General features: G+C 63.6%; 11 protein-coding genes. 7 read left to right on the forward strand and 4 right to left on the reverse strand.

The window, feature by feature from the left end:
- Positions 1-5 precede the first annotated feature (5 nt).
- From AAFP32_RS01415 to AAFP32_RS01430, 4 genes are all read left to right on the forward strand, one after another.
- Positions 6-1,019 carry an ABC transporter permease gene (locus AAFP32_RS01415; protein WP_350270309.1) on the forward strand — a complete coding sequence of 338 codons (1,014 nt, stop codon included), beginning with the start codon at positions 6-8 and terminating at the stop codon, positions 1,017-1,019.
- 221 nt (positions 1,020-1,240) lie between these two features.
- On the forward strand, positions 1,241-2,224 hold the full coding sequence (locus tag AAFP32_RS01420) for an iron chelate uptake ABC transporter family permease subunit (RefSeq protein ID WP_350270310.1): 984 nt from the start codon (positions 1,241-1,243) through the stop codon (positions 2,222-2,224).
- Complete coding sequence (locus AAFP32_RS01425; RefSeq protein WP_101643342.1) at positions 2,221-2,976, forward strand: ABC transporter ATP-binding protein; 756 nt, start codon at positions 2,221-2,223, stop codon at positions 2,974-2,976. The genes AAFP32_RS01420 and AAFP32_RS01425 overlap by 4 nt, the downstream gene beginning before the upstream one ends.
- A gap of 622 nt (positions 2,977-3,598) precedes the next feature.
- Positions 3,599-4,654: a hypothetical protein gene (locus AAFP32_RS01430; RefSeq protein ID WP_350270311.1), complete on the forward strand. Its 1,056-nt coding sequence runs from the start codon at positions 3,599-3,601 to the stop codon at positions 4,652-4,654.
- Positions 4,655-4,836: 182 nt separating this feature from the next.
- Here AAFP32_RS01430 and AAFP32_RS01435 read toward each other — a convergent pair whose 3' ends face one another.
- Complete coding sequence (locus tag AAFP32_RS01435; protein WP_350270312.1) at positions 4,837-5,331, reverse strand: hypothetical protein; 495 nt, start codon at positions 5,329-5,331, stop codon at positions 4,837-4,839.
- 103 nt (positions 5,332-5,434) lie between these two features.
- Between AAFP32_RS01435 and AAFP32_RS01440 the strand changes: the two genes are divergently transcribed.
- Positions 5,435-7,342 (forward strand): amidohydrolase, encoded by a 1,908-nt coding sequence (locus AAFP32_RS01440; RefSeq protein WP_350270313.1) that lies wholly within the window; start codon positions 5,435-5,437, stop codon positions 7,340-7,342.
- Between the two features lie 99 nt (positions 7,343-7,441).
- Positions 7,442-8,761, forward strand: coding sequence for an acyltransferase family protein (locus tag AAFP32_RS01445; protein WP_350270314.1), 1,320 nt, complete (start codon positions 7,442-7,444; stop codon positions 8,759-8,761).
- Between the two features lie 7 nt (positions 8,762-8,768).
- Here AAFP32_RS01445 and fabG read toward each other — a convergent pair whose 3' ends face one another.
- From fabG to AAFP32_RS01460, 3 genes are read right to left on the reverse strand one after another with little or no spacing between them, the layout of a single operon-like run.
- Positions 8,769-9,569 carry a 3-oxoacyl-ACP reductase FabG gene (gene fabG, locus AAFP32_RS01450; RefSeq protein ID WP_350270315.1) on the reverse strand — a complete coding sequence of 267 codons (801 nt, stop codon included), beginning with the start codon at positions 9,567-9,569 and terminating at the stop codon, positions 8,769-8,771.
- Positions 9,570-9,619: 50 nt separating this feature from the next.
- Positions 9,620-10,783: an acyl-CoA dehydrogenase family protein gene (locus AAFP32_RS01455; RefSeq protein ID WP_350270316.1), complete on the reverse strand. Its 1,164-nt coding sequence runs from the start codon at positions 10,781-10,783 to the stop codon at positions 9,620-9,622.
- A gap of 53 nt (positions 10,784-10,836) precedes the next feature.
- A complete protein-coding gene (locus AAFP32_RS01460; protein ID WP_350270317.1) occupies positions 10,837-12,030 on the reverse strand; it encodes a CoA transferase in 1,194 nt (397 codons plus the stop codon).
- Between the two features lie 195 nt (positions 12,031-12,225).
- Here AAFP32_RS01460 and AAFP32_RS01465 point away from each other — a divergent pair, with 195 nt between their 5' ends.
- Positions 12,226-13,125 carry a LysR substrate-binding domain-containing protein gene (locus AAFP32_RS01465; protein WP_350270318.1) on the forward strand — a complete coding sequence of 300 codons (900 nt, stop codon included), beginning with the start codon at positions 12,226-12,228 and terminating at the stop codon, positions 13,123-13,125.
- Positions 13,126-13,256 lie beyond the last annotated feature (131 nt).

A 13,256-nucleotide genomic window follows, 5' to 3' on the forward strand; every position in this document is an offset into this window, starting at 1 on the left:
AGAGAATGACGAGTACAGGCGAGCGCCCTGCCGGCACCACCTTCGCGAGGAAGGACTCTGCTGGGGGCAAGAGGCAGCTGCTGAGCTGGAAGCTGGCGATGGGCATCGTCATAGTCCTGCTGCTCCTCGTGCTCTCCCTGTTCACCGGCGTCTACGACATCTTCGGCGGTGACAGGGGAGCTGAGATGTTCCAGATCACCCGCGTGCCGCGCACCATCGCCCTCGTCCTCTCCGGGGCGGCGATGGCCATGTGCGGTCTGGTCATGCAGCTGCTGACGCAGAACCGGTTCGTCGAACCGACGACCACCGGCACCACCGAATGGGCGGGGCTGGGCCTCATGCTAACCGTCATCGTCTACCCGGATGCCTCGATCTTGGCGCGGATGATCGGGGCCATCATCGCGGCCTTCATCGGCACGCTGGTCTTCTTCGTGTTCCTGCGCAGGGTGTCCCTCAAGTCCTCGCTCATCGTGCCCATCATCGGCATCATGCTCGGTGCGGTGGTCGGAGCGATCTCGACGTTCATCGCCGTCCAGACCGACATGCTCCAGAGCCTGGGCATCTGGTTCGCCGGCAGCTTCACCTCGATCCTGCGCGGCCAATACGAAATCCTGTGGGTCGTGGTCATCGTCGTCATCGCGGTCTTCATCACCGCCGACCGCTTCACCGTCGCCGGTCTGGGCAAAGAGGTGGCGACGAACATCGGCCTCAACTACAACCAGGTGATCCTCATCGGCACCATCCTCGTGGCCATCGCCACGGGGGTCGTCACGGTGGTGGTCGGCAGTCTGCCGTTTCTCGGCCTCATCGTCCCCAACATCGTCTCGATGCTCCGCGGCGACGACCTGCGAAGCAATCTGCCCTGGGTGTGTCTGCTGGGCATCGCGATCGTCACGATCTGCGACCTCATCGGCCGAGTCATCATCATGCCCTTCGAACTGCCGGTCTCCGTCATCCTCGGAGTCGTCGGCGCCGCGGTGTTCGTCGGGCTCCTCCTACGACAGCGGAAGCGGGGATGAGGCACGCCATGAGCGCAGAGACGACAGAGTCCACGACATACCCGAACACAGGGCGACAATCGAACACAGGGCGACAATCGACCACGGGGCGACGCTCGATCACGGGGCGACAATCGACCACGGGGCGACGCTCGATCACGGGGCGAGCCAAAGCAGCTCAGGATCAGCTGGAGCCGAGGTCAAAACGGGACCCAGCGCCACCTCGGCGGTCGTCGAAGTCATTGGCGACGTCGAAGTCCAGGTGGCGGTACTGGTCGATCATGATCGGCCTCATCGTCGCCTCGGCGGCCATCGCTCTTGGGCTCCTGGCCTGGGACAACCCGATGCCGATCACCGACGAGGGGTTCTGGCTCATTGCGCAGCTGCGGATGAAGAACCTCGTCGTCATCGCGATCGTCGCACTGTGCCAGGCGTTTGCGACCGTGGCGTTCCAGACGGTGACGAACAACCGCATCATCACGCCCTCGATCATGGGTTTCGAATCGCTGTACGTGGCCATCCAAACCGGGGCCATGTACTTCTTCGGGGTCACCGCGATCGTCGACCTCAAGGGCCTGGTGCCCTTCACCGTGCAGCTGCTGCTCATGGTGGGACTCTCGCTCGCGCTCTACGGGTGGCTGCTCTCAGGCAGATACGGCAATATCGCGATCATGCTGCTCATCGGCGTCGTCATCGGCGGTGGCCTCGGGTCGATCGCGACGTTCATGCAGCGGACCCTGACGCCGAGTGAGTTCGATGTGCTCGCGGCCCGACTCTTCGGTTCCGTCTCCAACTCGGACGCAAGCTATCTCCCGGTGTCGATCCCGCTGTGCCTGTTCGCCTGTGCCGCGATCTACTTGAGCTCTGCGCGTCTGAACGTCCTCGCGCTCGGCAGGGAGACGACCAGCAACCTGGGGCTGGGGCACCGTTTCGAGATGATGAAGATCCTGTTCTTCGTCTCGATCCTCATGGCGGTGTCCGTGTCGATGATCGGACCGATGATCTTCCTCGGCTTCCTCGTCGCGATGCTCGCCTACCAGTTCTCGGACACCTACGACCACAAATACGTGCTGCCGATGGCGGCCCTCCTCGGGTTCGTCGTCCTGGGCGGGGCGTACTTCATCATGAAGAACCTGTTCTACGCCGAAGGCGTCGTGTCGATCATCATCGAGGTCATCGGCGGCGGCGCATTCCTCTTCGTCATCATGAGAAAGGGACGCTTGTGATCACCCTGAATCAAGTCCGCAAGGCCTACGGCAACGACGTCGAGATCGGACCGGTCGACCTGCAGATCCCCGCCGGGGGAGTCACCGCGCTGGTCGGGCCCAACGGCGCCGGAAAGTCGACGCTGCTGACGATGATCGGCCGGCTGCTGGGCATCGACGACGGGGCGATCGAGGTCGCCGGATACGACGTGTCCTCCACGAAGTCGAAGGACCTGGCGAAGATCGTGTCCATCCTGCGCCAAGAGAACCACTTCATCACCAGGCTGACGATCCGACAGCTCGTGGGCTTCGGCCGCTTTCCCTATTCCAAGGGGCGTCTGACGTCTGCTGATGAGGAGATCATCTCGCAGGCCATCGACTTCCTCGAACTGAACGATCTCGAGGACCGGTTCATCGACGAACTCTCCGGCGGCCAACGTCAGCGAGCCTACGTAGCGATGGTGCTGGCCCAGGACACCGACTACGTGCTGCTGGACGAACCCCTGAACAACCTGGACATGAAGCACTCCGTGCAGATGATGGCGCACCTGCGTCGGGCCGCGGTTGAAATGGGACGCACGATCGTCATCGTCCTCCACGACATCAACTTCGCCGGACACTACGCCGATCACATCTGCGCGGTGAAGAAAGGCAGCGTCGTCGAGTTCGGAACGCCGACCGAGATCATGACCGACGAGGTGCTCTCTCGCGTCTTCGACACTCCCGTCGAGGTCATCGACGGACCCCGCGGTCGGCTGGCTGTGTACTACTGAGCCGCGCGGTGGTGGCTGTGCGAGGGCGGGCGGAGCGCCGCGGGTGTCGCTGTGTGAGGTAGTGGCGCCGCGGGTGCCCCTCGGTTTACGGACGCCTGCCCCTCGGTTTACGGACGACGTGCCTGTTTGCAGACAGGTTTCTCGTCCGCAAAGCGAGGCGGCACTGCGGGGCAAGGTGCGGCGCGGCGGAACATGATGCGGCAGCTTAGCGGCCTAGCGGCCTAGCGGCCTAGCGGCTTAGCGGTTTGGCAGCTTAGCGGCCTAGCGGCCTAGCGGCTTAGCGGTTTGGCGGCCTAGCGGCTTAGCGGTTTGGCGGCCTAGCGGCTTAGCGGTTTAGCGGGGCGCGGCGGTTTGGCGGGGCGCCGTGGCGGCGAGACAGGGGGCCGCGAGGTTCTGTATGAAGCCCTTAAGAGTTGGTGGGCACTGGTTGCGCTGGGTCTTGATTGCCGTCTCGCTGCCACCGGTCTGCCGGGCGGGCTCCGCAGCCCATGAGGACTCGACCGCAGGTACTTGTGGACACTGGTGTCACTCGTGTGCGAATCGGCTGTGCACGGTGAGGTGATGTCCACAAGCGTGAGATCTCTCCTGGTGGAACCGACCCGCGGTGGTGCACCGTCAAGGAATGTACAACATCGTCTACTACCGGGAACTCGAGTCGGCGGGTGTATCGACGCGGTTGATCAGGCAAGCGCAGGAATGTTGCCTTCTGAAACTGTGCAACGGCGTCTATACCGTCACGTTGGTGTGTGGGATCGACTCGCATCGACGTATTGCGAGATTCGTCGAAGACACTGCGTGGACGGATCGTCATTGGGCAACTCCGCCACAGGAGCTTCGGAATGACTATCACTACCAGGAGCTGCTGCGCAGGCTGCGCATCCTCCACTATCCGAGGTACCGTGCGGATGACACCATCTGGGGGACGTCTGCCGCTATGCTCCAGAACATCCCGCTGCTCGGCATCGACGCGGGGCCGATCTCCGTCGCCCATCCCCGGAGCAGTTCGAAGACTCGCGAAATCCACCGGTCGAATCGTCTAATCGGCCGGGCCGACCGCATCAGACACTTGCACCTTGAGGTGACCACGCCGGTCAGAACGAGTCTGGACCTCATCCATATTCGCGGCCAACAGGCCGGGTTCGCTGCAATGGAGACCGTTCTTCGTCGGGTTCTTCTCGCCCGGTATGGGGCGATCGAGCCGAAGTTCGGCTACCCACCCGACTTTCTCCGACTCGCACGTGGAGAACTTGTGGACAACTGGTACCCGGTGATTGAAAGGCTGACGACCGGGCAGGCCACAGCGCGGAGAATGTGTGACGCACTCAACCCGAAGTCCGAGAGCATCGCCGAGAGTTACTGCTCCTTTGACCTCAAGGCTCTGCATGTCGATGGGTTCGACCAGCAGGTGAAGATCTACGACGATGCCGGGTTCGTCTCGCGCACTGACTTCGCGCATCGAGAGACCATGACCATCCTTGAAGTCGACGGCGTAGGCAAGTACATCAAGGTCGGACGAGAGCTGATGAACCGAGAGAGCGACCAGCACAATCGACTCTTGGCGCTGGGCTATACCGTGGTGCGATTCAGATTCAAAGAACTTCTCAACCTCAGTGTCTTCGCCACCAAGCTGTTCTCTCAGGCGCCCGAACTCCGGAAACATGTCCACGGCGGCAGGTGACGTCCACCGCGGGTGCGCTGTGTGCGCAGATCACTCGCCTTACGTGCATCAACGACTCGGTTTGCAGACGAGCAGCCTGTCTGCAAACAGGCTGCTCGTCTGCAAACCGAAGGGGGCGGTTACGATGCCGCAGTGCCGGTCCCGCACAGCGTGGCATCTTTGCCGGCAGGCTGCATCGTCACTCAGTTCGGCGTGGCGTCCTGGCTGGCAGGCTGCACTGTCACCCACCGGCGAACCGCAACGATGAGCATGGTGATGAGGCCGAGGATGAGAATCCCGTCGGCGGCGATGTAGAGCAGATGCAGGCTGGATCCGCCGTCCTCGACTCCAGCGAGCACAGCATCTGTGCGCTTGTTGAGCAGCGGCCGGATCACAGTGATCTTGATGATGAGGACAGCGATCATGCCGCAGGCCAGCCCCCGGTAGAGTCTTCCCACGTGCTCCTTGAGCACCGCCCACAGCAGGATCACGGCAATGACGATCTCGACCCAGTTCATGGTGGTGAAAACCAGTCGGCCGATGCCCAAGCCCAAGGGGATCGTGATGCCCGGAGCGGTGAACTTCAACGGGGCCTCGATGAGCGAGATGCCGATGATGAGGCCGAGCCAGATAGCCGGAAGAACGACGCGGGCTCCTGCGGATAGGCGGGTGTCCTGAGAACTGAGAATTTTCGCCATGCCTCGGATTCTACTCCCGGTAGAACATGCTTGCCCCAAGTGCTGCGAAACCAGACGGCTGCCCTGTCGGGAACACATGACCTTGAGCTCTAGACTGGTGCTCATGCGTCTGTTCTCCAACGCCGTCGTGCGAACTTTTGCTCCCTCCTCAGGGTCGGATGCCGCCACATCGAATGCCGCCACATCGGCCGCCGTCTCTGACACGGCACCCGACTCGATCCTCGTCGACGGGGAGAAGATCGTGGCTGTGGGCACCAGAGCGGAACTGCTCGACATCGCAGCCGCGGAATCCTCGACGACCGCAGCGCTCGCCTCGGCGGGCGGAATCGGGGCAACCACGGTGATTCCGGGCCTCGAAATCGAGGAGATCGATTGCGCAGGTCAGGTCATCCTGCCCGGACTCGTCGACGCGCACATGCATTCGGTCCATTACGCAGACTCCCTGACCGACCTTGATCTCTCGAACGTCCGATCGCTGGCCGAGGCGGTGGCTGCGATCCGCGAACGCGCCGGCCAGACTCCGTTCGGTGAATGGGTGGTCGGTTCGGGGTGGGACATCAACAAATGGGATGACCCGCGTTACCCCGATCGAGAACTCCTCGACCAGGCCGTGCCCGACAATCCGGTGGCGATGTGGTCGGTCGATCTCCACACGCTCTGGACGAATGCCCACGGCCTGGAGATCGCCGGCATCGATGACCTCACGGCGGACCCATTCGGTGGAGAATTCGTTCGCGATGACGAGGGCTCGCTGACCGGACTCGTCCGTGAGGATGCCACTGACCTGGTGGCCAGGTTCATTCCCGAACCCACTCGTGAGGAGCAGGTCGAGCGACTCGACCGCACACAGAAGCTGTTCCTCTCCCAGGGGCTGACAGGGATCCACGACTTCGACAGCATCGCCTCGACGCTGGGGTGGTACGACCTGCGGGAAGCCGATCGTCAGCACATTCGTGTGATGAAGTATCTGCGCTCACCGGAGGTGCCCTGGGCGATCGAAACCGGATGGCATACCGGCGACGGCGATGACTGGCTGCGCCGAGGTGGCCTGAAGCTGTTCTCCGACGGAGCCCTGGGCTCGCACACCTGCCACATGTCCTCACCGTTTCCTGAGCCGAGCGCTCACGACGAGCCAGCCGCCTCCGAGGAGCCAGCCGCCCTCGGCGAGACCTCCGAGCAGGAGTCCTACACCTATCCCGGCACTGTGCCCGAGGACGCCTTGAGCAGTGAGCCTGCCGATGCCAACTACGGGATCACCCAGATGTCAGAGGACGATCTGTTCGAGAACGCACGCTGGGCCACAGAGGCAGGCATCTCGGTCGCCATCCATGCCATCGGCGACCAGGCCAACCACCATGTGCTCAACGTCGTCGAGCGCCTGCGCCAGACCACGAAGGAGGCCGAGGAACGCTTCGAACGGCCCCTGCGTCACCGGGTCGAGCACGCCCAGTTCATTCAGCCTGCCGATGTCGCCCGGTTCGCCGAACTCGACATCATCGCCTCGATGCAGCCCCGCCACTGCATCTCCGACCTCCACCTGCTCCACCTCATCGACGAATCCGCTCAACTCGCCGCCTACGCCTGGCCGGACCTGCTGTCCGCTGGGGCACATGTGGCGTTCGGCTCCGACGGCCCGGTCGAACCTGCGAATCCCTTCGCCGCGATCTATGCGGCGATGACCAGGGCGAGCATCTCCGGAGATGCGGCCACCAGTTTCCAGCCGCGTCGTCGGCTATCAGCCGTCGAGGCAATTCGGCAGCACACCCAGGGACCGGCCTTTGCGGCAGGACTCGAAGACCGCCGAGGTTATCTGGCGCCGGGCATGGACGCTGACTTCATCGTCGTCGACACCGATCCGTGTGCCGCAGAGGGGCTGAACGATGGCCTGCTCAATCACGACGGCCTGCTCGGCTACGAGTCCGAAGCAGCTCTGTTCGCCCACGCCGAGGCGATCCGTGACACCACGGTCGCGCTGACCGTGGTCGGCGGCCAGGTGAAGTACACCGTCTGACCGGTCCCTCCACTCACCTACCGTCCAGTCGTCCGATCCCGGCCTACCGTCCAGTCGCCCGATCCCGCCGTCCCATCCTGCCGAAAAGGATCCTCACACATGCCTCGTTCGTTCATGGCTCAGGCGCGGAAGATCGATGCCGCCACCCCGGACTCTCGCAACCGTGAAGTCGACTTCCTCCGCGCGGCAGCGATCACCGTCGTCGTCCTCGGCCACTGGACCATCATCGCGGTGAGTTCCACCGGAGGCATCGAGCCCCACGGCCTGCTCGATGAGGCTCGCTGGACGCACCCGCTGACCTGGGTGTTCCAGGTGATGCCGATCTTCTTCCTGGTGGGCGGCTATTCCAACGCTCTGTCCTGGCGTTCGGCCAGGCGGAAGAACATCGGCTACGCCGAATGGCTGCGCGCTCGCCTGCGTCGTCTGGGACTGCCGCTCATCCCACTGCTGCTTGTCTGGCTGGCCACCTGCATCATCGCGTTGAGTTTCGGTGCGCAGCCTGCCGCACTGCAGCTGGCATCGCAGATGGCGTTGGTGCCCACCTGGTTCCTCGCCGCCTACCTGCTGGTCGCGATCGTCGCCCCGCCGTGCCTGGTGCTGTGGGAGAAGTGGGGCTGGTGGTCGATCGTTCTCGGCATCGCCGCGGCAGGGGTCATCGACCTCATCAGCATCACCACCGGGAGCACGCTGGCCGGCTACCCCAACTATCTGCTCGTCTGGGCCAGCTTCCACCAGTTCGGCTACGCGTGGCTCGACGGCAGGCTCTCGAGCCTGAAACGCTGCCTGCTGCTCTTCGTCATCGGCGCGCTCGGGCTCGGACTCCTCGTCGGCTTCGGCCCGTACCCGGTCTCGATGATCACCGCCGGCACCGATGCGATCTCCAACTCGGCCCCGACGCGGGTGACCATGGCCTTCCTGGGAATGGCGCAGGCCGGAATCGTGCTCATGCTTGCGCGACCACTGGCGGGCCTGCTGCGCAGCCCCGGGCTGTGGATGCTCACCGTTCTTGTGAACCAGCGGATCATGACCTGGTTCCTGTGGCATCTCACCGCTCTGACGGCCCTGGCCCACGTGCTCCTCGCACTCGACGCCGAGGCACTGCTGCCCACCCCGTCGACCGGTGTGTGGTGGCTGACCCGCCCCCTGTGGTGCCTGGCGCTGCTCGCGATCACCGGCATCCTCGTAGTGATCTTCGGCCGGTTCGAATCGCCGCAGCCCGACGATCGCCCAGCCCCGCCGGTGTGGATGCCGCTCCTCGCCGCGGCAACGATCTGTGCGGGACTGGCGATCATGGCCGACGTGGGAATGGTCGACGCTGCCGGTGTGACCTGGATCTGGCCGCTGCTGCCGCTGGTGGGCATGGTCGTCTTCGGCGTCGTCAAGCTCCCACGCAAAAATCCTCGCAGAGGCAATGGCTAGATCCTGATCAGATGTGGCGCCCACCGGAGATCTCGGTGACCGTACCGGTGAGGTAGCTGGAGAGGCCGGAGGCCAGGAACAGCACCACCGAGGCGACCTCTTCGGGCTCTCCAGGACGGCCCAGAGGGATCTCGGCGAGCTTCGAATCGATGGCATGCTGAGGCATGGCTGCGGTCATCGCGGTGTTGATGAAGCCGGGCTGGATCGCATTGATGCGGATGCCCTTGAACGCGACTTCCTTGGCCACGGCCTTGGTCATGCCGACGATGCCGGCCTTCGCCGCCGAATAGTTCGACTGGCCGAGCATTCCGACCTTGCCGCTGATGGAGGAGACGTTGATGATCGTGCCGCCACGGTCCTGTTCGCGCATGAGACCGGTGGCGACCTTGAGGCCGTTCCAGGTTCCGCGCAGGTGGACGGAGATGACGTCATCGAACTCCTGCTCCGTCATTTTGCGGATCGTCGCGTCGCGGGTGATGCCGGCATTGTTGACCCAGATGTCGACGCCACCGAAGGCTGTCGTTGCCGCTTCGGCGAGTTTCTGCGTGTTCTCCAGGGAGGCCACGTTGCACACGACTCCGGCTGCAGATTCTGCTCCGCCAAGCTCCTCGACGGCCGAGCGCAGGCTCTCCTCGTTCATATCGCCGAGGACGACCTTGGCTCCGGAGTTCACGAGGGACCGGGCCATAGACAGGCCGAGTCCCTGCCCGCCGCCGGTGACGACGGCGACCTTGCCGGTGAGCAAGCCGGGGATCTCGGAGATGCCCTGCGCGTTGGAGAACTCGGTGGTGGCCGGTGCGTCGGTCATATGGGCCTTCTTTCTATGTATGTGGATGAGTTTCTCTGCGGGTGGATGAGTTACAGGTTGAACTGGGGTTTATGGGCGCCCTTGAGCAGCTGCCGGGCGACGACGACGCGCTGGACCTCCGAGGTGCCTTCGTAGATGCGGAACAGCCGAGCATGGCGGTAGAAGCGTTCGACTGCGGACTCACGCATGTAGCCCATTCCGCCCTGGATCTGCACACCCTTGTCGGCGATGCGGCCCAAAGCTTCGGAGGCGAAGAGCTTCGCCGAGCTGGGTCCGAGCTTGCGGTCCTCGTCAGCATCCCAGCGCTTCGCGGCCGCGAGCACGAGAGCCTTGGCGGCGGCAAGGTCGGTGTAGATGTCGGCGAGCATGGCCTGGACCAGCTGGAACCGGGCGATGGGCTGGCCACCCTGTTTCGCCTCGGCGGCATAGTTCACGGACTCGTCGAGGATGCGGGTGGCCTGGCCCACGCAGATCGCGGCGATGTGCAGGCGGCCCTTGTTCAGCGAGGCCATCGCGGCGTAGAAGCCCTTCTCCTCCTCACCGCCGATGAGGTTGGCGGCGGGCACGCGGACGTCGTCGAAGAAGATCTCCGAGGTCCAAGCGCCGGCCTGGCCCATCTTGTTGTCATGAGTTCCGACGGTGACGCCGGCAGTCTTCGTGGGGACGAGGAAGACCGAGATGCCCTTCGAGCCCTGCGCGTTCGGGTCGGTGCGGGCAAAGACCATGAGCACGTCGGAGGACTCGGCGTTGGTGATGAAACGCTTGCTGCCAGTGATGACGTAGTCATCGCCCTCGCGCACAGCTCTGGTGCGCATACCCGAGGGGTCGGAACCGGCCTCGGATTCGGTCAGAGCGAAGGACGCCACGACATCACCCGAGGTCAGCTTAGGCAGCCATTCGCTCTTCTGCTCATCGGTGCCGTAGTTGACGAGGACCTGCCCGGCGATGCCGTTGTTCGTGCCGAAGACGGACCGAAATGCCGGTGTTGTGTAGCCAAGCTCCATTGCCAGTGCGGCGTCCTGTTCGGCATTCATGCCCAGCCCGCCGTACTCTTCGGGCAGCGCCCAGCCGAAGAGCCCCATCTCAGCGGATTCCTTGATGATCGCCTCCGGGATGGCGTCATCGGCCTCGATGTCGAGTTCGATGGGGACGACCTTCTCGCGGACGAATTCGCGGACGATCGAGAGGACGTCATCCAGTTCCGAGGTATCCATTCTTCGTTCTCCTTGAGTGGTGGGGTGGCGGTGACTTTGTCGCCGAGGTGGGGCTAGAGGCTGTCGATCCAGGCGCGGACCTGATCGGAGTCGGCCCCGAGCTCGGGTGGTGCGAGGTCGTAGGAGACCTCGGACTTCGCCAATCGGATCGGATTGCGGATTGTGGGGATGATGCGCTCGCCCTGACCGGTTTCGACGATCGGCTCGAGGCCGAGGTCCCGGGCACGTTCGACTCCCTGGGAGATCGAGTTGATCGGGGCGCAGGGCAGACCCACGGCGGTGAGCTTCTCAAACCATTCCTGAGCCGTGTGGGCTTGGAGTGCTTCGAGCAGTTCAGGTTCGAGCTCATCGCGGTGGGCGTTGCGAGTCTTGGCCTTGGCAAAGCGAACGTCTTCGGCCCAATCGGGTCGTCCGAGGGCCATGGCGAGGGCTGCGAACTGACCGTCGTTGGCCGCGGCAACGATGAGTTCGCCGTCCTTAGTCGCCATCGGCTGGTAAGGATAGAGGCTGGGGTGGGCGTTGCCCATGCGAGTCGGTGTCACACCGGCCGCGGCATAGGCTCCGGACTGGTTCGCCAGGCCCGACATCGCCGATGACATGAGGTTGGTTTCGACCAGCTGCCCCTCACCGGTGAGATTCTTGTGCTGGATTGCGGCCATGATCCCGATCGTCGTGTGGAGACCGGTGATGACGTCGAAGACCGCGACTCCGGCACGATAAGGGGAGCCGTCGGGACTGCCGGTGACGCTCATGAACCCGGACATGGCCTGCACCAGAAGGTCGTACCCGGGCAGCGGATTGTGGGCGCCGAAGCCTGTGACCGAGGCATAGATGACCTCCGCGTTGGCGTCCTTGACCGAGTCGTAGTCGAGGCCGAACTTCTTCAAGCCTCCCGGTTTGAAGTTCTCGACGACGATGTCGGCTCTGGCGGCAAGCTTCTGGGCGACCGCGAGGTCATCGGCATCGGAGAAGTCGAGGACGATGTCGAACTTGTTCCGATTGATCGACAGATAGTAGGTGGCATCCTCATCGCGAACCGGTGGACTCCAGTTTCGGGTGTCGTCGCCGCCCGGGCCCTCGACCTTGATGACCGTGGCGCCCAGGTCCGCGAGCATCATCGTGGAATAGGGGCCGGCGAGGACGCGGGAGAAGTCGACGACAATCTGGCCTGACAGCGGGCCGTTGCCAGCGCGGGGCAGGAAGTCGTTGATGGTGTGGGACTGGTTCGCGGTGGTCTCACCATTCATCGATAAACGCTCCCGATGGATCTGCTCGGCTCTGAAGTTCCTCAGAGTGTTCCAGTCCACAATATAGCAAAGTGAATAATAATGAGAAGTGATTATTATCGAAAATGATATCTAGTAGAGTTTGGCGACTGTCGAAGTGACTGTCGCAGCAGCTGGAGCAGCCGAGGTGGTCGCAGGGGAAGAGGAGAGCGAGACATGATGGAGATTCAGCAGGTGCGTGCCTTTCTCGCCGTCGCCGAGGAACTGCATTTCGGCCGTGCGGCTGAGCGTCTGGGTGTGCTCCAGCCCCCGCTGAGCCGCACGATCAGGGCTCTCGAGGACGACCTCGGCGTCACACTGTTCCAACGCACGACCCGAAACGTGAAGCTCTCGCCCGCGGGAGAGGCGCTGATCGAGCCGGCGCGGAAGATGCTGGAGTACCAGAGTCTCGCGGTCGACTCGGTGCAGCGAGCTGCAACGGGGGAGACCGGGCGCATCAGCTTCGGATTCGCCCGATCCTCATCGCGGACCTTGGCTGCTGGCCTGGTCACGGCCTCGCGCCGACTGAATCCGGGCATCGTCTTCAGCCTCGAATCCAATGTCTTCGCGGAGGAGGGCCTGGCTCGACTCGTCGACGGAACCCTCGATCTCGCGCTGGTGAGATGGGACAGGCAGCCGCCGGGAATGACGGGGCGACCGGTGATGATCGAGCGCCTGTGCGCTGCCCTGCCCGAGGATCATCGCCTGGCCGTCCGCTCCTCCATTCGGGTCGAGGACCTGGCCGATGAAGACTTCATCACCCTGCCGGAACATCCCAGCTCGACCCTGCGTGAGAACACGCTGAAGCTGTGCCGAGAAGCCGGCTTCTCACCTCGTTTGGCCCAAGCCGCCCCGGACTCGCAGACGATCGGTGCCCTCGTCGCCTCTGGTTTGGGAGTATCGATCACCTTCGACTCGGTCTCGGCGAACACGCGTGAGGCGGGCACGGTTGCCGTGCCCCTCGACATTCCACAGGATCCCTCAACGCTGTACCTGGCGCACCTGAGCGACCACGGCAAACCTTCGCTGGATGCGGTGCTGGCCCTCGCCGAGGAGGTGCTGCCGACCGTGGGATGAGCGCTACGTGCGCGGCAGCATCCGCCGTCTCCTGATGTTTCCGGCCAACTCGTCCTTGTGATTGGCGGCCGCTCCTGCCTACGATACAAACACAGTACTGAGCGAACGCTCGGTTAACTCGACGGACGATG

Source organism: Brevibacterium sp. CBA3109, assembly GCF_040256645.1.
Classification (GTDB): Bacteria; Actinomycetota; Actinomycetes; order Actinomycetales; family Brevibacteriaceae; genus Brevibacterium; species Brevibacterium koreense.